The sequence below is a fragment of the Streptosporangium sp. NPDC048886 genome (genome assembly GCF_055586905.1).
In genome coordinates, this window is sequence record NZ_JBVJHH010000067.1 from 1 (window position 1) to 19,217 (window position 19,217).

Annotated in this window: 21 protein-coding genes; 10 read left to right on the forward strand and 11 right to left on the reverse strand. The window is 69.5% G+C overall.

The features are described from left to right. Nucleotides 1-12: 12 nt before the first annotated feature. The 5 genes from ACZ6R6_RS45725 to ACZ6R6_RS45745 all read right to left on the reverse strand — a co-directional run bounded on the left by ACZ6R6_RS45725 (nt 13) and on the right by ACZ6R6_RS45745 (nt 4,369). Nucleotides 13-225, reverse strand: a complete 213-nt coding sequence (locus tag ACZ6R6_RS45725; protein ID WP_470103429.1) for a hypothetical protein — start codon at nt 223-225, stop codon at nt 13-15. Nucleotides 226-307: 82 nt separating this feature from the next. Continuing rightward, complete coding sequence (locus ACZ6R6_RS45730; protein ID WP_470103431.1) at nt 308-961, reverse strand: response regulator; 654 nt, start codon at nt 959-961, stop codon at nt 308-310. Continuing rightward, complete coding sequence (locus tag ACZ6R6_RS45735; protein ID WP_470103432.1) at nt 958-2,055, reverse strand: sensor histidine kinase; 1,098 nt, start codon at nt 2,053-2,055, stop codon at nt 958-960. Before ACZ6R6_RS45735 ends, ACZ6R6_RS45730 begins: the two co-directional genes overlap by 4 nt. Nucleotides 2,056-2,346: 291 nt before the next feature. Further along, entirely contained in the window at nt 2,347-4,104 is a 1,758-nt protein-coding gene (locus ACZ6R6_RS45740; RefSeq protein ID WP_470103434.1) for an alpha/beta fold hydrolase, read from the reverse strand. Between the two features lie 118 nt (nt 4,105-4,222). Next, nucleotides 4,223-4,369 (reverse strand): hypothetical protein, encoded by a 147-nt coding sequence (locus ACZ6R6_RS45745; RefSeq protein ID WP_470103436.1) that lies wholly within the window; start codon nt 4,367-4,369, stop codon nt 4,223-4,225. A 371-nt stretch (nt 4,370-4,740) separates the two neighbouring features. Here ACZ6R6_RS45745 and ACZ6R6_RS45750 point away from each other — a divergent pair, with 371 nt between their 5' ends. Further along, nucleotides 4,741-4,917 (forward strand): hypothetical protein, encoded by a 177-nt coding sequence (locus tag ACZ6R6_RS45750; RefSeq protein WP_470103438.1) that lies wholly within the window; start codon nt 4,741-4,743, stop codon nt 4,915-4,917. A 318-nt stretch (nt 4,918-5,235) separates the two neighbouring features. Then, a complete protein-coding gene (locus tag ACZ6R6_RS45755; RefSeq protein WP_470103439.1) occupies nt 5,236-6,243 on the forward strand; it encodes an RNA polymerase subunit sigma-70 in 1,008 nt (335 codons plus the stop codon). Nucleotides 6,244-6,578: 335 nt separating this feature from the next. On the opposite strand, the gene ACZ6R6_RS45760 is transcribed toward ACZ6R6_RS45755, so the two are convergent. Together ACZ6R6_RS45760 and ACZ6R6_RS45765 are read right to left on the reverse strand one after the other, a co-directional pair. After that, entirely contained in the window at nt 6,579-7,142 is a 564-nt protein-coding gene (locus ACZ6R6_RS45760; protein WP_470103440.1) for a dihydrofolate reductase family protein, read from the reverse strand. 982 nt (nt 7,143-8,124) lie between these two features. Next, entirely contained in the window at nt 8,125-8,670 is a 546-nt protein-coding gene (locus ACZ6R6_RS45765; RefSeq protein ID WP_470103441.1) for a GNAT family N-acetyltransferase, read from the reverse strand. Between the two features lie 299 nt (nt 8,671-8,969). On the opposite strand from ACZ6R6_RS45765, the gene ACZ6R6_RS45770 reads away from it, so the two are divergent. Both ACZ6R6_RS45770 and ACZ6R6_RS45775 read left to right on the forward strand, forming a co-directional pair. Next, on the forward strand, nt 8,970-9,209 hold the full coding sequence (locus ACZ6R6_RS45770) for a hypothetical protein (RefSeq protein ID WP_470103442.1): 240 nt from the start codon (nt 8,970-8,972) through the stop codon (nt 9,207-9,209). A 164-nt stretch (nt 9,210-9,373) separates the two neighbouring features. After that, entirely contained in the window at nt 9,374-9,898 is a 525-nt protein-coding gene (locus ACZ6R6_RS45775; RefSeq protein ID WP_470103443.1) for a hypothetical protein, read from the forward strand. Nucleotides 9,899-10,555: 657 nt separating this feature from the next. Here ACZ6R6_RS45775 and ACZ6R6_RS45780 read toward each other — a convergent pair. Further along, complete coding sequence (locus tag ACZ6R6_RS45780; protein ID WP_470103444.1) at nt 10,556-11,881, reverse strand: alpha/beta hydrolase; 1,326 nt, start codon at nt 11,879-11,881, stop codon at nt 10,556-10,558. Nucleotides 11,882-11,940: 59 nt separating this feature from the next. On the opposite strand from ACZ6R6_RS45780, the gene ACZ6R6_RS45785 reads away from it, so the two are divergent. The 3 genes from ACZ6R6_RS45785 (at nt 11,941) to ACZ6R6_RS45795 (ending at nt 13,447) form a co-directional block, all read left to right on the forward strand. Continuing rightward, a complete protein-coding gene (locus ACZ6R6_RS45785; protein ID WP_470103445.1) occupies nt 11,941-12,504 on the forward strand; it encodes a helix-turn-helix domain-containing protein in 564 nt (187 codons plus the stop codon). 138 nt (nt 12,505-12,642) lie between these two features. Next, entirely contained in the window at nt 12,643-12,912 is a 270-nt protein-coding gene (locus tag ACZ6R6_RS45790) for a hypothetical protein (RefSeq protein WP_470103446.1), read from the forward strand. Between the two features lie 301 nt (nt 12,913-13,213). Further along, the gene (locus ACZ6R6_RS45795) at nt 13,214-13,447 is read left to right on the forward strand and encodes a hypothetical protein (RefSeq protein WP_470103448.1); all 234 of its coding nucleotides are present in this window, start codon (nt 13,214-13,216) and stop codon (nt 13,445-13,447) included. Nucleotides 13,448-13,694: 247 nt separating this feature from the next. Here ACZ6R6_RS45795 and ACZ6R6_RS45800 read toward each other — a convergent pair whose 3' ends face one another. After that, nucleotides 13,695-13,997, reverse strand: coding sequence for a hypothetical protein (locus ACZ6R6_RS45800; protein WP_470103484.1), 303 nt, complete (start codon nt 13,995-13,997; stop codon nt 13,695-13,697). Continuing rightward, complete coding sequence (locus tag ACZ6R6_RS45805; protein WP_470103449.1) at nt 13,928-14,632, reverse strand: serine/threonine-protein kinase; 705 nt, start codon at nt 14,630-14,632, stop codon at nt 13,928-13,930. Before ACZ6R6_RS45805 ends, ACZ6R6_RS45800 begins: the two co-directional genes overlap by 70 nt. Before the next feature lie 819 nt (nt 14,633-15,451). Here ACZ6R6_RS45805 and ACZ6R6_RS45810 point away from each other — a divergent pair. Further along, complete coding sequence (locus ACZ6R6_RS45810; RefSeq protein WP_470103451.1) at nt 15,452-16,138, forward strand: class I SAM-dependent methyltransferase; 687 nt, start codon at nt 15,452-15,454, stop codon at nt 16,136-16,138. Between the two features lie 619 nt (nt 16,139-16,757). On the opposite strand, the gene ACZ6R6_RS45815 is transcribed toward ACZ6R6_RS45810, so the two are convergent. Further along, complete coding sequence (locus ACZ6R6_RS45815) at nt 16,758-17,696, reverse strand: LysR family transcriptional regulator (protein WP_470103453.1); 939 nt, start codon at nt 17,694-17,696, stop codon at nt 16,758-16,760. A 115-nt stretch (nt 17,697-17,811) separates the two neighbouring features. Here ACZ6R6_RS45815 and ACZ6R6_RS45820 point away from each other — a divergent pair, with 115 nt between their 5' ends. Beyond that, on the forward strand, nt 17,812-18,729 hold the full coding sequence (locus tag ACZ6R6_RS45820; RefSeq protein WP_470103455.1) for an NAD(P)H-binding protein: 918 nt from the start codon (nt 17,812-17,814) through the stop codon (nt 18,727-18,729). Beyond that, complete coding sequence (locus ACZ6R6_RS45825; RefSeq protein ID WP_470103457.1) at nt 18,719-19,084, forward strand: darcynin family protein; 366 nt, start codon at nt 18,719-18,721, stop codon at nt 19,082-19,084. Before ACZ6R6_RS45820 ends, ACZ6R6_RS45825 begins: the two co-directional genes overlap by 11 nt. The last annotated feature ends 133 nt before the right edge of the window (nt 19,085-19,217 follow it).

Below are 19,217 nucleotides of genomic sequence, written 5' to 3' on the forward strand. Positions count from 1 at the left end.
TCCGAATGCGGGTCATACCAGGTGCCAGCGTCGAGCGTGGCAGGCCCAGCCGGGCCGTAGGTCAAGAATCACAGTTCCGATGCTCGTCATGCCCCTGGACTTGCCGGCCCCGTTGGGGTCCAGGAAGCCGGTCACCTTACCGGGCTCGACGTCGAACGACAGGTCCGCCACCGCGGTGGCGCCGCCGTGGCGCTTACTCAGCTTCGTTGTTCGGATCGCGATCATGATTCCAGCGTGCCGTCGCGGGCGGCCGGTTCCTTCCTACCCGGGAATCGTTCTCGGGCAAGGACTCTCTAGGATCCTGGTCCTACTCTCCAGGTTGGATCAATGCCGCCTCGTACGCGACGATCACGGCCTGAGCCCGATCCTTGACGCCTAGCTTGGCGAACAGGCTCGTCACGTGGTTCTTGACGGTCGACGGGGAGACGGACAGGCCGGCGGAGATCTCCGGGTTCGAGCGGCCGCGGGCGATCAGCACGAGGATCTCCCGCTCCCTGTCGGTCAGCCCGGCCAGCTCGGCGGGCACCGCCCTCGGGCGCGAGGCGCGGACGAACGCGCCGATGAGCCTGGTCAGCAGACGAGGCGCGACGGCCGACTCGCCGCGGTGCACCACGCGTACGCCCTCGATCAGTTCCTCGAAGGAGATGTCCTTGGGCAGGAAACCGTCGGCGCCCGCCCTCAGCGCCGCGACCACGTTCTCGTCCAGGTCGAACGTGCTCAGCGCGAGCACCCGAACGCCCGGTAGTTCCGCGGTGATCAGCTCGGTGGCGCGCACGCCGTCCAGGCTGGGCATGTGCAGGTCCATGAGCACCACGTCCGGCCGGAGTCTCCTGCTCAGCTCCACCGCCTCCACGCCGTCGGCGGCCTCGCCGACCACGTTCAGGTCGGGCTGGGCGTCCAGCATCAGCTTGAAGCCCTTACGCACCAGCTCGTGGTCGTCGGCCAGCAGAACTCTGATCATGATCTCTCCAGGGGGATGCGGGCGTGCACCCGGAAGCCGCCCTCCGGACGCGAGCCGGTGGCGAGCCGGCCTCCGCACAACGCCACCCGCTCGGCCATGCCGCCGAGCCCGAATCCCGGCGCGCCGGTCTCCTGCGCCAGGCCGTCGTCGATCACCTCGACCTCCACCGCGGCCGGCTCGTACGCCAGCCGCACGCTGGCCCTGGCACTGACGGCGTGCTTGCGCGTGTTGGTCAGCGCCTCCTGCACGATGCGGTAGACGGCGTGGTCCACGGCGGCGGGCAGCTCGATGGGCTCGCCGGTCACCGTCAGGCTGGCGGGCAGTCCCGACGACCTCGCCTCCTTGATCAGTACGGGCAGCTGCTCCGCGCTCACCCCCGTCGCGGCGTCCGGTCCTTCGTTGCCGTCGACCCTGAGCACGTCGAGCAGGCGGCGCATCTCCGACATCGCCTGGCGGGCCGTCTGTTCGGCGCTCTCCAGAGCGTCCTTGGTGACGTCCTGCCCGGGTGGGAGCGTGGCCCGCGCGCCGCCGACCAGGGCGTTGATCACGGTGATGTGGTGGGCGACCACGTCGTGCAGTTCCCTGGCGATGCGCCGCCGCTCGGCGCGCACGGCGGCGTCGGCGGCCTCTTGCCTGCTGCGCTCGTTGAGCTCGGTCCTGAGCCGGACGAACTGGCCGATGCCCACGGGCACGGAGACGGCGAGCAGGGACCCCAACCAGCCGCCCGTCGCGGCGCGGAACAGCTCCGTATCGATCGCGTAGATGACGAAGACCGTCGCCGAGGTGATCAGTGTCGGCCGGCTGGTGGTGTAGCGGCCCAGGCTGTAGTACGCGATGCACGAGGGCAGGCTGATGAAGGACAGCGACTGCGTCGTGATGCCCACGACTCCTAGCGCGGCCACCAGCTCGGCGGTCAGGATCGGCCGGCCACGCCTCATGAGCAGGCACAGGGAACCCGCCACATGGAGCCCAGCGGTCAGCGTCGCCCGTGTCTCGCCCGAGACGATCACAGAGGTCATGCTCAGGAGCACCGGGACGGAGAGCACGATCACCAGCGTCGTGTCGAAGACACGGGGGCATCTGAAGAAACACACGATCCTCATGAAGGTTCGTACCGCGCGCACGCTGAAAACTCGAGTCACGTCACGTCGCCGTGAGTCTGGCTACAACGCGGTGTCTGTGCTGAGTCGCTGAGGCCGTCCCCGTGCTCACGGCACCGCCGACCAGGAGTGAGGAGGCGGTGGCGAGTCCGGCACGGATGCGGAGATATCGCATGTCGTCGTTCCTTGCTGATCGCGGTCAGAGAGCAGGAGCAAAACAGCTCGACATGGATCTTGTCCAATAGCGATATCGGCCGCCGGTTCATATCCGAGGAGGCGTATGGTCTAGTCGAAGGGGATGCCGTCGAAGGTGCCGGACAGGGACGGTCGGGTGGAGAACGCCGTCCAGGTCAGCGCCACCTCGTGGGTGCGTTTGCCGGTCTCGGCGCGGAGCGTGGCGGTGGCGCGGCCGTCCGGGGTGAGCTTGATCGGGCCGCTGACCCGTAGGTCGCGCACGAACCGCACCCCGTCGAGTGTGATGTCCTGGCCGAAGGCGACCTGGCCGCCGCGTAGCCCCGGCTCGTTCTGCACCCTTGTGTAGAAGTAGCCGTTGGGGTTGCGGCGGGCGGTGGCGTCCGCGGCGGTGGCGAAGGTGGCCGCGAGCATCCGCCGCTGGGCGGTGCTGAGCTTGCGGGCCGGATGCGGCGGCATGTCCCTGACCTGTTGCGGGAAGGCGCCGACCGCGCGGTAGTTCTCGCCGCCGCACCCCTGGTCGGACACCCGCTTCGTGGTCAGGAAGGTACGCAGCGTGGCGCGCACGCAATCACCCATCGGCCCCGGAGAAAAGGACAGCCCATGCCGCCCGAACGGGACGCGGACGACGGTCGCTTTCGGGAAGGCCCGCACCGAACGCGCCACATCGGTGGGGCTGTTGAGGTCGAAGTCCCCCGCCATCACCAGGACGGGTACTGCGGGCAGTGCTTGTCCGGGCGGGCGCGGCGGGCTGTGGCGCGGAGTCGGCCAGTTGATGCACGGCTCCACACTGCCGATCCCGGGGAAGATGTCGGTGATCTGATAGGGCGCCAGTGGGCGTATCCGCTCGTAGTACCGCATGGCCTGGGCCTCGCGCTCGGCTGCCGGCGCCAGCCGGTCGAACGGGAAGGTGCCGTCGCCGCAGCGATAGCCCAAATACCCGGCAAGATGTGGATCGTTGTCCGGAGGAAGGGTTTTGGGAATCAGCCGAGCCAGACGGCGCAGCGGAGCCGGGTCGCCGCGCAGGTAGGCGTCCGCGGCCGCGGTGGACTCCCTGCCGAACACCGGCTCGGACACCCCGCTCAGCGCCAGGGTCTGGAACACCGAGACCTCCGGGTCGGGCCGTTCCCGCAGCCGGTCCACTAGCTGTGTCCAGGCACCGGAGGCGCTATCCGGCAGTGCGTCGCATGCCTTCGACCGCCCGCAGACGAGATCGAGATGGCCGAGCTGGACCTGGGACGGCCAGCGCGCGTACCCGTCGCGGTCCACGACCATGGAGCTGTCCAGGAACACCGCGTCCAGGCTGCGCGGGTACCGGGCCGCGTACGCCTGGGCGTACAGGGTGCCGTAGGAGTTGCCGAAGAAGCTCACCTTGCCGAGGCCGAGCGCCCGCCGTAGGGCGTCGAGATCGTGCGCGGCCTGGTCGGCGGTGAAGTACGCGCCCTTCGGACCCACGCTCTTGGCGCAGGCGGCGATGGTCTCGGGCCTGCCGAGGTCGGTTCCCGGGCACAGCGGCGGCGTGGACTTCCCGAGCCCGCGCGGATCCATGACCAGCAAGTTCTTCCGCTCGAGCACGGGCCCGAGAATCCGCTGAAGCTCGGGCACGGTCGGCAGGGCCCGGGTGGGCCCGCCGAGGTTGGCCACCACCGTCCCGTCGGCGTCCTTGGCCGGGATCCAGGCGAAGCCTACGGAAAGCCGTTCGGAGGAGGCGTCCCCCCAGTCAAGGGGGACGTCGATGCTGCCGTCGCAGCGCGCGCTCGCATTCGCGCACTCATGCGGGCCGTGCGGAGGGGTTGGTGCGCCGGGCAACAGGGCCGCGGCCAGTGCGAGTCCCAGAGCTTTAACGATCATGCCTCCAGCCTCACTCCCCGCGCTCTGGGTTTCCTCGGCGTTTCGGAGGATTCCACTCTGGGAGCCTGCTCCCAGAGCCGTCTGCGACCATGAGACGATCTCAGCGCAACACCCCTGGTTACGGTGCGGCATGCAGGTAGGCCTGCAGCGGGTCGTCGTGGTGGCGGGAGAACTGCTCGGCCGGGTGCCGGTGGAAGGCCCCGGCACCGGCGCGCAGTCCGCAAGACATGGCGGACTGCGGTGGCGCGGTGGCGGTCGTGGTCACCGGAGGGGGCACGGTCGTGGTCGCCCAGCACGTCCGCGTCAGCGCCGTCGAACCCGGGGTCCCCGTAGTACTCGCCGAAAATCGGGCGGATATGGCGCTGACCAGCGATGATCCGACCGGGCAGGCGGCACGATCACCGAGTGGTCATGCGGTCTGCGAGTTCGTCGGCGCTGGGTGTCCAGGTACCGCGCTGGACCTCGATGCCGTCGAGTCGGCGCTGGGTGCCTTCGGTGTACGGCCCGCACGGGTGTTCCCGCAGGAGCCGATCCTGCCGTTGTCAGACAATACGGCATTGTCTGACAACGGCAGGATCGGCGAAGACGAGGACGACCGGGGCACGGACCTGCGGCTCCGTCGCCATCGCGATCGGCATGCTCACCGGCGCAGTTGTCGGCGGCGTCAACGGACAGCTGTGGCTGGCAGCGCTCCTCACCGGCCCCAGCCTCATCGCGCTGGCGAAGATCTTTGTTCTCCGCCGGTCGGATGCCACCGACATGAAGCAACTCCAAGCTCAGCCCGACGCTGTGACCGCGCCACCGCCGGTCTGAACCGTCGGTTAGGCGTGCTGTCCGACCTCGGCGAGGCCGCGCGGGTGACTGACCTCGCCGAGGCGGCGTCTGATTTGGCATCGCGGTCGGAGGCGCGCCGATGCGGCCCCTAAATAGCAGGCGCCGAAAAACAACGCTTAGCCGTGCTGGCCCCACCTCGACATCGAGGGTGTGCCCGACCCGGAGCACGTCCCCTGGATCGACCCCGACCCATCCGGCCTGGCGAACAGCCCGGTGTCAGCGGCTTCACCGATCAGAAATCCTCCGCCACGTCGTCAGTTCTGCTAGCCCCTCGCACCGGTGGAAGGATTGATGACCATGACCGACACCAGACCGCTGGGCGCCGACGAGGCCACGTTCCGCGCGGCGGTCCGCTCAGGCGACACGGCGCGGTTCGCACTCATCACGGAGCGCCACCGGCGTGAGCTGCAGGTGCACTGCTACCGGATGCTCGCGAACTACGAGGACGCCCAGGACATGACGCAGGAGACGTTCCTGCGAGCGTGGAACAAGCGGGAGTCGTTCAAGGGCCACGCGACCCTGCGGACCTGGCTGTACCGGATCGCGACGAACGCCTGTCTCGACTTCCTGGAGAAGCGCAACGACCGCACACCCGTACCGTCCGAGCTGCCGGACCCCGGCTCCGAGGTGCAGTACCTGCAGCCGTACCCCGACCGGATGCTCCCCGAGGACCCGCAGGAATCGGTGGTGGCGCGGGAGACGATCGAGCTGGCGTTCATCGTCGCCGTCCAGCACCTGCCGCCGCGGCAGCGAGCGGTGTTCATCCTGCGCGACGTCCTCGGCTGGCCGGCGTCGAAAGCCGCCGACGCCCTCGAACTGACCGTCGCATCGGTGACCAGCGCACTGCAGCGGGCCCGTGTGACGATGCGCGAGCAGCTGCCCGACCGCCGCCTCGACTGGCGGAGCCCCGCCACCCACGAGCTGTCGAATGACGAGCGCGGCGTGGTGAAGTCGTATATCGACGCCCATGAGCGCAACGACCTCGACGGGCTGGTGTCCCTGCTCCGCGACGACCTGCGCTTCGCGATGCTGCCCGAGCCGGGCACTTTGATCATGACGGCCAAGGACGCGGTGGACGGCTGGGTCTCCAGTGGGCTCTTCCAGCGCGGCTACGACGACTGGCGCTGTATCACCACGACGGTCAACCGCATGCCTGCCGCCGTGCTGTACCTCCGCACCCCCGACGACCCGGAGTACCGGCTGTTCACCATCGCGGTCCTGCACATCGTCGACGGGAAGGTCGCCGAGCTCACCGGATTCGACGCCACCGACAAACCATGGCTGGGCCTGCCCCCGACACTGTGATCAGACGAGTCCCCATCGTCGACGAGTCCAGCGCACGGGCCGCCGTCACCGAAGTCACCGCGGAATGAGCACCCCGACCAGCTGAACACCAACGCGACAACGTGAACACCACCGCCCCGCCGGCGTTGCCGGCGGGGCATCTTCATGCCCGAAGAACATCGTCACGATCAACGACGCCGTCGCCCTCATCTCCAGCAAGTCGGTCAACAGCTCACTCGGAACGCAAGGAAGGTCCCCTCATAGCCGAGGGGCACGGTGAGCACGCCAGGAAGGATCTCGACCTGGCCTCACGAGCCCAGGACCTGGTCTCACGAGCCGAGCATCTGGCCCCGTGCTCATCGCCTCGTCTCGTATCGGGTCAGCACCACGCCGCCGGGAAACGTCCGCGTCTCCACCAGGTTCAGGTTCACCCAGCTGTCCAGGGCCGTGAAGAACGGCGTACCGCCGCCCACCAAGGCCGGTGCGGTGACCAGCACGTACTCGTCGATCAGCCCGGCCCGCATGGCCGCTGCGGCAAGTGTGGCGCCGCCGATGTCCATGGGGCCGCCGTCTTCGGCCTTGAGCCGGGTGATCTCGGCGACCGCGTCGCCGGTGACCAGGCGGGTGTTCCAGTCGACCGTGCTGGTCGTCGAGGAGAACACCACCTTCGGCATGTCCCGCCAGCGGCGGGCGTACTCGATCTCCGCCGGTGTGGCGCCGGGCTGCTGGTCGGCGGTCGGCCAGTGGGAGCTCATCGTCTCCCACAGTTTGCGCCCGTACAGCGCCAGGCCGGTCGCCCCCACCCGGTCGGACCACCACTGGAACAGCTCGTCGCTCGGTACGCTCCAGCCGAGGTCGTCGCCGGGCGCGGCGATGTAGCCGTCCAGGCTCAGGTTCATGCCGAAGATCAGTTTCCGCATCGTGCCAGCCTCCTGTGAGTCGATCTCACACGTACAGACGGGCACGGCGCGGAAACCTAATCGGTGCGCGATCTGCGTCCGCAGGTAGTCCTCGCGTCCCGGACCCGGCACGGCGTACTCGGCTGGGCTCGAGCGCGACCCACCGGATCTCGACTTCACCCTCGTACGGGCAGCGGCGCACCCATGGCCGACTCTCCCCGACCGCTGCTGCCGTCTGCCCGGACGGGAAGGCATTCCACGGCCACCTGCGACAGAGGCTGTCTACTTTCGCAGAGGCGTTGCGGTAGCGCTCGACGCGTTCGCTGCGCGAGCAGGAGTGTGAGCGATCTGGGTCCCCGAACGCCTGGTCACACAGCTATAGCGCCAGCCAGGCCCCCTCACCGCGCTGGAGATCGCCAACCAGTTCCCGACGCTTGGGCGTCTCGCTCGGCGACCAGCGGCCGCACGTGCCCGGCAAGATCCGCGAGTACCTACCTCTCCCAGCGCCGACGCAGCTAAGCGTTGTTTTTCGGCGCCTACTCTGAAGGGGCCCCTGAGTGCGCCGAAGAAGTTGATGTTCTCGCTGTGCGCCGGGGAGATGTGGGCCAGGACCTCGTCGTCGATGCGGCGTCCCGCCCTGCGCATCGACTCGACCGCGAGGCCCTGGACCCATTTAACGATCTTCGGCGGATTGGCGTGACGGCTTGATCTGGCCCCACCCTGGGGCAGGCGGGGCCGACGACGGTTCGGCCTGTGGACTCGGGGCCTACCGCCCCCGAACCCCTCCCACGCGAGGGCATCGCCCGCCCAGCGGGCGCGGGGGCCCGGGCGTGGCACAGGACGGACGATGCCCTCGCTCCGGATCCCGAAGGCGGGGTCGTCACATCCCTTCGGACGCCACATCTCGAGTGGGGTGCGGCTGGGATACGGCGGAAAGACATGCGGGCGGCTCCACCGGAACGCCCGGTAACCGGCTGGACACCCAGCATGCTCGATCGCGTTTCTACGATTGCGGTGTGCGAGACATTCGCCAGACCACGTCGACGCCGCTTTCGCAGGGAGCGAGCGGAAGCCGGGCCTCTTGACGCCTGACCTCGACGAAGCCTGCGCGCCGAGCCACCGCGCCGCTGGCGGTGTTGGCGACATCATGGACGATCTCGACATAGGCCACATCCGGCAGTGTGAACGCCTCCACGGTCAGAACCGTCGCGGCCAGGGTCGCCAGACCGCGACCGGTCGCGGCTGGATGCAACCAGTATCCGATCTCCCGGCCACTGGGATCGGCGTCGCCGTACATCGAGCAGCTGCCGACGACGGCGCCGCGACAGGTGATCGCATAGTTGTAGGCCTCGCCGCTGTCCCATTGCGACCCGCAGCACGCGAGGAAGTCGGCGGTGGCCTGCGTGCTGTGTCCTGCCACCCACGGCATCCACGGACGCAGATGATCCAGCGACTCCTCGATCAGACGGAACAGGACCTCGAAGTCCTCCTTCGACCCCCAGCGCCGCAAGGTGACCTCTCCGCAATTGATCACCGGCTGTGGCCTCATGCCCTCGATGATCGCGAACCTTCCAGGCTGCCGCAACGTGATAACCGGCCCCCTGTTCTCGGTTCCGGCCTTCCTGAGGACGTAAGTGCGGGTGCGACCCGCCATATTCCGACCGCATCCGGGGTGGGGCCACTTCAGACCGACATCGAGTTCTCGAGATCATCAACGAGGCCGGGTTGGTCCAGATCAAGCCGAGTGGGGCCCTTCCAGGCCGTCATAACCAAACGATCATGTAGCGTCCGGCCGGATGCAGGCCGCCGGCGGCTGGAATGGAGGGATGCCGTTACCCATACGTCGCCGTGCCCGCCGTCGTGTTTGCCGCCCCGCCGGTGATGCGCGTGCCGCGTCCGGCGGCCTGGTGGATCATCCCCGTGATCGTGCTGGTCGGCGCGGCCGTGGGCGGCACCTTGTGGGGGCTGCTGGCCGACCCGGCCCTGACCACCCCGACCCCGGCGTCGTCCGGGGCCGGCACCGCGCGGGGGGAGATGGTGCGTACCGCGCCGGCCGTCGGCACTGTGCGGCGATCTCGCGCTCGCTGAGCCCGGCGCCGTCGTCTTCCATGGCTGTGAGCTGCGTGTTCCTGCTCAGGCAGGAACACGTGGACCAGGGATGCCATCACGTTGTGGACTGGATCCCCTCCAGGGGCCGGACTCGGGGCCGATGCCCGGAGGCTCTGAAGCTGCTCGAAGAAGGGAACACACTCATGGGAATCGTCAGCCGCTCATCCACTGCGGGGGGCAACAGACAGGTCCTGGCCGTTGCGGGCACACTGCTGGCCGGTCTGCTCATGCCGACGGCGACCGCAGGCCCGGCCGCCGCCCAGCTCCAGCCCACGTCTTTCTCCCCGGTCAGCACCTCGAAGATCGCTACTTCGACGGCGCACGAGACGGACTGGATAGTCAAGAGCTACAGCCGCCCCGAGCCCGACGATAATGGCGGCCGGGACGCCTCAGTCGAGATCCGCGACCAAGAGACCCACGTGCACTTCCACGCCTATGACGAGGTCCTCTCCGGCTTCAGCAACGACGACAACATGTTCGTGCGCGTGGAGTATCGGTCGGAGGCGGGGAAGTGGTACGCGTGGAATATCAACTGGGACGGCCCTGACGAGGGCCACACCATCCAGCTGGGCGCTGATGGGGACCTCGGCGAGGACAACGACATCAAGATCAAGCTCTGCTACGACGGCAGCGACGACTGTTCCTCGTGGGCTTACGGAACCACCTGACGGGAATCCAGCCGTCTAGGGGGTCCGGTAGTAATCGCCGAAAATCCAACGGATATCGCTGACCAGCGTCGACCTGGAGTACCCGGGCAAGGTCAGCGGCATCCTCAGCCTGCCCGCCGTATCTACCAACCGGCACGCCAGCCCTGCGGCGCCCTCACATCAGCACAGGTAAAGGGCATATCCGTTGGATTTCCGCGATTACTACCGGTCCCCCTCCTACAGGCCGTTCTGCGAGATCCGCAGTGGGCCGGCAAGCTGGCGGAAGAAGACCGGCGCGCGCTCGGCCCATTGTTCTGGGCGCACATGAACCCCTACGGCCGGTTCCGGCTGGACATGGAGACCCGGCTCGACCTCACCGCGGCCTGAACAGACACCATGTGGTGGCTGCACCGCCGGCGAACTCCGCGCACGGCCACCAGCGCGGCCACGAGGGGCGCCTGCGGGGGTGGTGGGAGCGACTGCGGGTGCTGACCTCGAGCGCGGCACTCTCCTCGCCCCCCGTTCCGGACCGGGCAGGCGCCCCGGTACCGTCACCTCGGGCATGGCACGGCACGAGCGGGAGATGAGCGGTGACGCAGCAGGTGCCGGGCCCGGTGGCGGGGATGGAGCAGCACCAGGTCGCCATCTACGTCGGGGCGATCACAGCCGGTGAGATGGTCAGCGTTTGAAGCTGGAGACGAGCCGGGCGATCGCCGATTGACGCGGTGCCAGCCAGTCGGCGATGTCGGTGACCACGGCCGCATCCACGTGCTGGGGCTTGTCGTAGTCCGCGGGCGTGGACGGGCCTGAGCCGGGGAAGAACAGGTGGTCGTCGGCGTCGTAGACGCGGATGGTGACGTCCGTACGGTGGGCGAGGCCTGCCTGCCAGCCCGCGAGGTCGTCGGCGACGGTGACCTGATAGTCGCGTCCGCCCTGCAGGATGAGCATCGGATTGTCCAGCGCGGCCGCGGCCGCGACCGGGTCGTAGCCGCGCAGGTCGAGCCAGTACGCCCCCGAGTAGCCGAACGGCAGCTCCGCCGCGGGAGTGGCGGCCGACAGGTGCGGGCTGTCGACAACTGCGGCCTGCCGCGTGATCGCCTCGACTGCGGCCTGCGCGCCGGGATCGAGCGAGGCCAGGTGCCGGATGACGCGGACGGCCGCACGGTGCATGGGCTGGGTGTCAGCGGCCAAGAGCACCAGCCCGGCCACCGACGGCTCGGCAGCGGCGACCCTCGGGGCCACCTTGCCGCCCATGCTGTGGCCTGCGACATACACACGCGCGGCGTCGACGGCCGGGTGGCGTTGGAGCAGGTGGATAGCCGCGACGGCGTGCGGGACGTACTCGTCGCTCATGGTGAAGTCCGGGTCCGCCGCCACCTGGCTGGGGTGGGCGCAGGTCACCTTGTCGAAGCGCAGCACGGCCACGCCGCGGCTGGCCAGCCCCCAGGCCAGGTCCTTGAGCGGCTTGTTGGGGCCGCTGGTGGCGTCCCGGTCGAACGGCCCGCCGCCGCTGAGCAGCACCGCCGCGGGCCACGGGCCGCGCCCGCGTGGCAGGCTCAACGTGCCGGGCACGGCCAGCGCGCCGGAGCCCACGGTGACCTCATGCTCGTCGAACCTCCTGCGGCGGGCGTACGACGGCGGCGTCCATGGCTCGGTGAGCGGAGGTGCGAGCTGCAGGCCCTGCAGCAGGCCGGTCTCGTCGACCGACATGACCATCGTCAGGTCGCCACGCTCGTACGTCACCGGGACGCTCACCCTGACCAGCTCTGCCTTCCCCGATGTGGTCACCCAGCTCTCGGGGGCCGGCTCGCTGATCGGCGCCCCGACCGCGGAGATCGCCCCGAGCCTGGAGAGCTGACTGTCCCAGGCGACTTGCAGCGTCTCAGCGGAGACCACCGCTCGCAGTGGCGGGGCAAATAGCTTCTCGATGTCCGCAAAGCGTCCACTCCGCGCCATCTCGACGACCGCCGTGGCGATCGCAGCCGGATCCGTTCCCTTGGTCATCCCGACGCCATCCTTTCTACTGTTTTGCGAACGGTAGCACAGCATGAGACCGTTGCATCGTGGATACTTTGGAGCTACTGGCGCATCCGGTGCGGCTGCGGATCGTGCATGCGATGCGGGGAGAGCGGGAACTCACCACCGGCCAGCTATGCGCACGGATCCCCGACACCTCGAAGGCCATGGTCTATCGGCACGTCGACCTGCTCGTGGCCAGCGGAATCCTGGAAGTGGCGGGCGAGAGGCGGGTGCGGGGCGCGGTGGAGCGCCGCTACCGGCTACGCCACGACCGAGCCGTCCTCGACGCCGATGCACTCGCGGCCATGACGCCCGACGACCACCGGCGCGCCTTCGCCACCTCGATGGCCGTCCTGGTCGCTGAATTCAACGCCTACCTCGATCGCGAGGATGTCGACCCGGTGGCGGATCTCGTCGGCTACCGGCAGCACGCTGTCTGGCTCACCCGCGGCGAGCTGGAAGAGATGATCAGCGAGTTCCGTCGCGTGATCCTGCCCCTGTTGACCAACCAGCCAACGCCGGACCGCACGCAACACCTGCTCAGCCCGATCTTCTTCCCGGTCGAACAGCCACCCACCGACTCCGAATCGGGCCTAGATCATCCCTAACCAATCCAGGTGATAATGGTTCATTATCACGCACATGAGCGATCACGGCGGCGCGGCGACCAGGAGGACCCCTCGCCGGGACGGTGCGCGACTCCGGCACGTTATCCGGTACATCACAACAGAAGTCGCGCGGCCGGCATGAGCGCCGCCCCGAAGATCGCCGCGCGGCGCGGCGGGCACGTCACCCTCGCCGCGGCCGCCGACGCCTTCCTCGCCACCTCGCGCACGGCCAACCCCAACACCCACCGCGCCTACGCCTCGGCCGTCGACCGTGTCATCGCCCTGCTCGGGCGCGACCGGCCGCTCCCAGAGGTCGCCGACGCCGAGATCGGCGCCGCGCTCGCCGAGCTATGGGGGGCGAGCGCGGCTGAGACCTGGAACCGCAACCGCGCCGACGTCACCTCCTGACTGCTCTGGTGCCAGACCAAGAAGCACTGGGCCGTGCCGTCGGTCCCGGCCAGGCGGCCGGCGGCCGCCGACATCTGCCCGCACACCGGCCGCGCCCGCCTCGGCCACGACCGCGCCCGCGTCCTGAGCCGGATACGGGGCCACGGGACGCCCATGGTCCCGTGGCCCCCACCTCGGTGCCCCGCCGCGGCCGGGGGCCGGGGCGGGTGGCCGGATGAGGCCGCGGCCCTGTCACGGCGCCCATGGGTGCCGTAGCGTTGGCGCACTGTGCAGGCCGGCCATCACGACATCGGGAGGGACGATGAGCGACCCCATCTGCTCCATGTGCCAACGGCCGTACGACCCCAAGTTCATGACAGGGCTGCCCTGTCGCGTCTTCAGCCGTGAGGACGTCGTGACTCCGGGCTGCCCGGCACAGCAGCGCATGATGGCGGAGCTGAATGAACAGGCCCGCAGAACCCCGCCGGCAGGGGGATGTCTCATGCTCATCCTGGCGCTGCCCCTGCTGTTGATCCCTCTGTTCCTGTTCCTGTGACCGGGGCCGGGCGGCCGGTCAGTCCCCTGGATCGAAGGGTCGTCCTCGGCTCCGCCTCCGTCGCCGGGCCCCTTCTTCCTCGACTCGCCGACCGCGGCGGGCGACTCACCCGCCAGGCCATTCCCGCTTGGCCCCCACTCGGGTCCGTTCGGCGCGTGGATTCCGACAGGCACCGGTACGACGCCCTGACCTCGGGATACGCCCCTACTTTGCGGCCTATGACGGCGTCCTCCTCCCGAACGTGACCTCAGCCGCCATGTAGCAGTGAGGCCCTGCTCTCGGAAGTGCTGAGCTGGGGTTTCAAGCCGGAATCACGTGTGTTCTCGAAAGTCGGTAGCGTCTCCGCTGCCGAGGACACGGTCTTCTTGGAACCTCGGTGACCTGTACTGATCAGCTCACTTGGGCACAGAAGCTCGCGCAGGCCCTCATGGCTGATGTCGTCGACCGCCCCCTCGGCCACCAGGAAGTCGGCCAGCTTGGTCAGGCTCCACCGGGCGAAGGGCAGCCCGTGCTCGGCAGGCTTGGACTTGGCGACCTTCTTGATCTCCACCTGCTGGGCAGGCCGAACTTCGGCTGCTGTTCGCCGAGCATGGCCAGCGCCTCCTCGACAGTCGGCCTGTTGCGCGGCTCCTTGTCGATCAGCCGGGTGATGAGCGGTGCGAATCGGCCTGCGCGGCGTGGCGGCGGGGGCTCTTCCAGCAGGACCGCGGTCAACACTGCCGGTTGGGTGTTGCGGCGGAACGGCGAGATGCCCTCGACGGCATGGTAGAGGGTCACTCCAAGGGAGAACAGGTCACTGGCGGGGAGCCCGTCAATGCCGCGCAGCCGTTCAGGGGCCATGTACTCGGGCAAGCCGATGAGCATCCCGGTGGTCGTCAGAGTGGTGTCGGTGGTGTGAACCGCGATCCCGAAGTCGGTGAGCAGGATCTTTCCGTCCCTGGCGAGCATGACGTTGGCTGGTTTGATGTCGCGGTGCACGATGCCGGCCTGGTGCGCCGCGCCCAGCGCTGCCAGCAGCCCCGCGGCGAGCTGCGCGGCCCGCTCCACCGGCAACGGCCCCTGGGTGTCGAGGTGCTCGTGCAGTGATTGGCCGTCGATCAGCTCCATCACGATCCAGGGCAGGCCGTCGGTGACGATGTCGTGGTGGTGTTCGGCCCAGTCGATCCCGCAGAACAGCTTCGCCAATGTTCCTCCCAGGACAGGCAGCCGGTCATCGGTGCAGCTCAAAGCCGCAGCTGAGACGCGCGGCCCGCTAATCGAAGGACTGGCCGGTCCGACATCCGATCAGCCGTTCGCGACCCCAGCGATCCGCGGGGCCTCCTACTGCTGCAAGAGCTCACCGGCTCGGCCGCGTTTGGGAGGTCGACCCCGCAGACGGGCTCGAACCACGAACACCACGCTCGTCGAAAGCCGGGGTCGTGACGGGAGAATGTCAGGAGGGCCGGTCTGGGGTCAGGTCTTGAGGACCCTCCCGAAGTCAGGCTCATCAGCCCGGCACACCGAACACGACGACGGCAGATCACAAGGTGGGCAGGCACCAGCCCGGGCCGGTCTGGGGATAGGCATCCAGCGCCTTCGCCAAGTCAGGCTCTGCGACTGGCCCCTGCCCACAACATGCGATTAGCCGCCATCTGGTCCGGTGACCGGATAGAACACTGGTTCTGCCCGGCATGGAAACCGGCTCCGACGCTGTGACCTGCACAAACGTCCGGGGCGGAACGGGAGTGCCGACGAGCGGGCGGCACACTGTCCGGTTTGCGGGGATTTTCGGAGCGGACATGCGGTCCCGTTGCATGGCATGCAGGCGGCGCGGCAGCCCCTACGCTTCCGGCCCGGCCGGGGTGATAGCTGTGCCGTGCGGCGCTGTTCGGCGGGGTTCCAGCGGCGTTATCTGCCAGGGTCGGCTGGTGCCGATGACAAGGGCGTCCCGTGCGGTGCCGATGACTCGCTGACCGTCTCCCCGCCCTTCGCCCCGGCTGCCCGCGGCGCCCCAGAATGGGAAGCATGACCTCACAGCGGATCTATCACGGCACAGGCCCCGGACCGATCACCCCGGACGGCTGCGCGGTCGACTACTACGCCACCCTCACCGCGGGCGGCGAACCTGAGCTCATCCACGCCGCTGTCCCGCCCGGGGCGAGCATCCTCGAACTCGGCGCCGGCACCGGGCGCATTACCCGTCCCCTGCTGGAACTCGGGCACGAGGTCGTCGCCGTCGACGAATCCCCCGAGATGCTCGCCCACATCACCGGAGCCGAGACCGTCCACTCCCGCATCCAGACCCTGGCCCTGCCCCGGACCTTCGATCTGGTGCTGCTGATGTCGTTCGTCGTCGAGACCGCCGACGACGACCTGCGCGCTGCGTTCCTGCGTACCTGCCGCCGGCACGTCGCCGACGACGGCTGTGTCATCCTGCAGCGCAAGTCCCCCGAGTGGTACGACACCGTCCAACCGTTCGAACGCCGGACCGATGACGGCCGCACCGTCCGCATGACCGGCATCGGCCGTCCCGGACCAGATCTGCTGGAGGCCACCATGGAGTACGTCATCGGCGAGCGGCGCTGGACCCATACCTTCCTCAGCCGCCGCCTCGACGACGACCGTCTGGGCCGCGAGCTCGACCGGGCCGGCCTGACGGTCTCCGGATTTCTCGACGGCGGCCGCGAATGGGTGCGCGCCGTACCTCGCTGATCCGCAATCTTCCCCGCGCAGTCAGGACTGGACCGCCCTGGAAGCGCGGGTGTCGTTGACGAACGTATGATCAGCCGCAGACGGTGGCGGAGATCCACGCGCACACCCCGCGGCGGGGCCCTCACGGCTCCCCGAGCTCGTGAGGCCCGTGGTCTGGCGCAGCGCCTCCAGATGCGGGGCGAGCGCGTCATGAAACTCAACGGACTCGGCCGAGCCACCGCCGAAGTCATCGACGCCGCACGGCACGCCCTGTCATCGGCACCAGCTGACCCTGACAGATAACGCCGCTGAGACCCGCCAAGCAACGCCGCACGTCACAGCGGTAGCCGGTCGGGTGCCAGGCCCCGCGCGCACGCGCGTAGGGGCTCCCGAAACTCCGCTGTGGTGCTCAGCAGAGGTGAACGGCCAGGTGGCCGGGATCGGGCAGATGGTCGTGCCAGGCACCCCGCGAGACTCCCTGCCAACCTGGGCAAGGTGGTCACGCACCGGCCGGACATGCCGCGGGTGGCCGGCTCCCTGGTGACCGGTCAGGTGCGCGCCTACGACCTGCGCTTCTGGCCACGGTCGGGTTCGGGCCTGTGTCCGGGCGCCCGGGGTATGCGCGGACCCGCGCTGTGGGCTATTCCTCCCGGGCCGGCCGGAGTACCCGGCGCACGGCGCCACGCAGCCACTGGTGGGCCCCGTCGGCGGTGTGGCGCGGGTGCCAGGCCATGCCGATCGTCAGTGGTGGCAGCGGCAGCGGGATCTCCAGCAGGCGCAGTCCCAGCGCGTGCGCCGCGTCGCTGAGTGGTGAAGGGGGCTCGCCCGGCAGCGCGGTCGGCACCAGGCAGACCACGTCGCCGACTGCGGCCAGCGCCATCGCCGCCAGATGTCCGGGCAGGACGGCGCTGACCCGCCGGCTGAGCCCTTGCTCGGCCAAGGCCGCGTCCAGCGGACCGGTGAAGCGTCCCCGGCGGCTGACCCCCACGTGCTCGGCCGCGGCCAGCCTGGCGGGCGTCAGGGTTCCTTCGGTGAGCGGGTGCCCGGCCCTGACGCCGGCCGCCATCCGCAGCGTGACCAGCTCTTCGACCCGGGTCTCCGGGTCGACGTGGTTGATGGCCCCGATCTCCAGATCGATGCGGCCCTCGCGCAGCGCGGGGCCCGCCTCCCACTCCTCGGCCAGCACCCGCAGCGAGACGCCCGGCGCCCGGCGCCGGGCCAGCCCGAGCAGACCCGGCGCCAGCGCCGCGCCGACCAGGTCCGAGGCCTGGACGGTGAAGGTGCGCCGCAGTGCGGCGGGGTCGATCCCGCCGCTCGGGGTGAGCAGTGCCTCCAGCCGGCGCACCACCGCGGCGGCCTCGTCCCGCAGTGCCTCGGCGCGGGGTGTGGGCACCATCGCCTGTCCTGCCCGCACCAGCAGCGGGTCCTGGAGCACCCGGCGCAGCCGGGCCAGGGTGCGGCTCATCGCCGCAGGAGAGGTGCGCAGCCGCGCGGCGGCACGGGTGACGCTCTGCTCGGTCAGCAGGGCGTCGAGGGCGACGGCGAGGTTGGCGTCGAGGTTCGGGGCTGGGCTGCTCACCGGCATTATTCCGTTTCGGGCAATGATTGGATGCTGAAGTTCCCATTGTGGCAATGCGGTTCGGGTCTGCACGATCAAGGGGCCGTACCGATCCGACACAGACCGCGAGGTTTTCATGATCGTCATTACCGCCCCCACCGGGAACATCGGCCGGCGGCTACTGTCGCTGCTGGTCGAAGCCGCGCCCGCACACGGAGAGGAGTTGCGCGTCGTGGTCCGCGATCCTGCCCGGCTCCCCGAGGCGGTGCGCGGACGGGTCGAGGTGGTCACCGGCTCGCACGGCGACGCCACGACCGTCGAGCGCGCCTTCACCGGGGCCGACGCCGTTTTCTGGCTGGTGCCGCCGGACGCCTCGGCCACACCCGACGAGGCGTTCAGCGGCTTCACCCGCCCGGCCGCGCGGGCGTTCGCCGCTCACGGCGTCGGCCATGTCGTCGGCGTCTCGGCGCTCGGCCGCGGCACCCCGCAGGCCGCCCAGGCCGGGCTGGTCACCGCCTCCCTGGCCATGGACGACCTGATCGCCGGCTCCGGCGTCGCCTACCGCGCCCTGGCCAGCCCGTCCTTCTTCGAGAACCTGCTGGAGGAGGCCGACTCGATCCGCGAGAACGGCGTCTTCACCGACACCGTCGCCGCGGACCGTCCGGCCCCGCTGGTGGCCGTCGCCGACATCGCCGCGACGGCGGCCGGGCTGCTGCTGGACCGCTCCTGGACCGGCGCCGGCAGCGTTCCGGTGCTCGGCCCGCAGGACCTGTCACCCAACGACCTGGCCCGCATCATGACCGAGGAGCTGGGCCGTCCGGTCCGCTACCAGCGCCAGCCGCTCGACGAGCTGCGGTCCACCCTGCTCGGCTACGGCCTCAACGAGGCGTTCGTCGGGGGCGTCGTCGACATGAAGCGCGCCAAGGACCAGGGCCTGGATTCGGGCGTCGACCGCTCGCCGCTGGCGGGCCCGGCCACCGGATTCGCGCAGTGGTGCGCGCAGACTCTCAAGCCCGCCGTCCTCGCCACACCGGAGGCAGTCGATGCCCACTGACCGAACCGAGCCGCCGGTCACCGCGTTCATGCTGGTCAAGACCACGCCCGAGTGGCTCGCGATGACCGTGGCCGAACGCGTCCAGGTCTTCACCACCCAAGTCGTCCCGGTGATCGAGGCCCGCACCCGCGGCGTCCGCTCCCGCTTCTACGACACGGAGTTCTACTCGGCGCGGGTCACCGACATCTGGGTCTGGGAGGCGGACGACCACGACGCCTACCGGCTGCTGATCGACGCGCTGCGCGAAACCCCCTTCTGGGACCGCTACTTCGACGTTGTGGACCTGCTCGTGGGCACCGAGAACGGCTACGCCCGCACCTACGATCTGGAGCCGGTGGCCACCCTCGCCACCTGACGCTCCTCCCTGACCGGCCGGTGCCGCCACCGCCCTGTGGAAGCACCGGCCGGCAGGCTCACGGAGGAGGGCCGGCGCGCGCTCAGCCCGCTGTTCTGGGCTCACGTGAACCCCTACGGCCCGTTCCACTGGT

What these genes read in the sequence shown, in the direction of transcription:
- ACZ6R6_RS45730 (WP_470103431.1), bottom strand. Translation starts at nt 961, where the DNA reads ATGATCAGAGTTCTGCTGGCCGACGACCACGAGCTGGTGCGTAAGGGC.
- ACZ6R6_RS45765 (WP_470103441.1), bottom strand. Translation starts at nt 8,670, where the DNA reads ATGAGGCCACAGCCGGTGATCAATTGCGGAGAGGTCACCTTGCGGCGC.
- ACZ6R6_RS45755 (WP_470103439.1), top strand. Translation starts at nt 5,236, where the DNA reads ATGACCGACACCAGACCGCTGGGCGCCGACGAGGCCACGTTCCGCGCG.
- ACZ6R6_RS45775 (WP_470103443.1), top strand. Translation starts at nt 9,374, where the DNA reads ATGGGAATCGTCAGCCGCTCATCCACTGCGGGGGGCAACAGACAGGTC.
- ACZ6R6_RS45825 (WP_470103457.1), top strand. Translation starts at nt 18,719, where the DNA reads ATGCCCACTGACCGAACCGAGCCGCCGGTCACCGCGTTCATGCTGGTC.
- ACZ6R6_RS45750 (WP_470103438.1), top strand. Translation starts at nt 4,741, where the DNA reads ATGCTCACCGGCGCAGTTGTCGGCGGCGTCAACGGACAGCTGTGGCTG.
- ACZ6R6_RS45760 (WP_470103440.1), bottom strand. Translation starts at nt 7,142, where the DNA reads ATGCGGAAACTGATCTTCGGCATGAACCTGAGCCTGGACGGCTACATC.
- ACZ6R6_RS45795 (WP_470103448.1), top strand. Translation starts at nt 13,214, where the DNA reads ATGAGCGACCCCATCTGCTCCATGTGCCAACGGCCGTACGACCCCAAG.
- ACZ6R6_RS45790 (WP_470103446.1), top strand. Translation starts at nt 12,643, where the DNA reads ATGAGCGCCGCCCCGAAGATCGCCGCGCGGCGCGGCGGGCACGTCACC.
- ACZ6R6_RS45740 (WP_470103434.1), bottom strand. Translation starts at nt 4,104, where the DNA reads ATGATCGTTAAAGCTCTGGGACTCGCACTGGCCGCGGCCCTGTTGCCC.
- ACZ6R6_RS45725 (WP_470103429.1), bottom strand. Translation starts at nt 225, where the DNA reads ATGATCGCGATCCGAACAACGAAGCTGAGTAAGCGCCACGGCGGCGCC.
- ACZ6R6_RS45780 (WP_470103444.1), bottom strand. Translation starts at nt 11,881, where the DNA reads ATGACCAAGGGAACGGATCCGGCTGCGATCGCCACGGCGGTCGTCGAG.
- ACZ6R6_RS45820 (WP_470103455.1), top strand. Translation starts at nt 17,812, where the DNA reads ATGATCGTCATTACCGCCCCCACCGGGAACATCGGCCGGCGGCTACTG.
- ACZ6R6_RS45810 (WP_470103451.1), top strand. Translation starts at nt 15,452, where the DNA reads ATGACCTCACAGCGGATCTATCACGGCACAGGCCCCGGACCGATCACC.